Genomic DNA, 580 nt, shown 5'->3' on the forward strand with positions numbered 1-580 from the left:
TTTTAAATTAATTTGCTTTAAAAACAGCATAAAAACCAAAAAACAGAACCCTTTCAAGTTCGGTTTTTTTTTTTTTTGGATAAAATAGCTTTAAAAAAGGGTGTTTCATTTTTTATGACTTCAGCTTCAAGCCATTCATTTAAAGAACAAGATTTTCATGTTCCTATCGCTTTCGCTTTTGATAAGAATTATCTCATTCCTGCGGGCGCATGTCTTTATTCCTTGTTAGAGAGCATCGCTAAGGCTAATAAAAAAATCCGTTACACCCTACACGCTTTAGTGGTAGGCTTGAATGAAGAAGATAAAGCAAAGCTTAATCAAATCACAGAGCCTTTTAAAGAATTTGCTACTTTAGAAGTAAAAGATATTGAACCTTTTTTAGACACTATCCCTAACCCTTTTGATGAGGATTTCACCAAGCGTTTTTCTAAAATGGTGTTAGTGAAGTATTTTCTAGCGGATTTATTCCCCAAATATTCTAAAATGGTGTGGAGCGATGTGGACGTTATCTTTTGTAATGAATTTAGCGCTGATTTCTTAAACATTAAAGAAAATGATGAGAATTATTTTTATGGGGTTT

General features: G+C 32.2%; 1 protein-coding gene. It reads left to right on the forward strand.

Going from position 1 to position 580, the window contains the following annotated elements; all coding sequences use genetic code 11:
* Positions 1-114: 114 nt before the first annotated feature.
* Positions 115-580 (forward strand): glycosyltransferase (locus tag EWZ81_RS03690; protein WP_165549051.1); only part of this gene is annotated, 466 nt, incomplete at its 3' end.

The organism is Helicobacter pylori (genome assembly GCF_011140715.1).
Lineage (GTDB): Bacteria > Campylobacterota > Campylobacteria > Campylobacterales > Helicobacteraceae > Helicobacter > Helicobacter pylori_DA.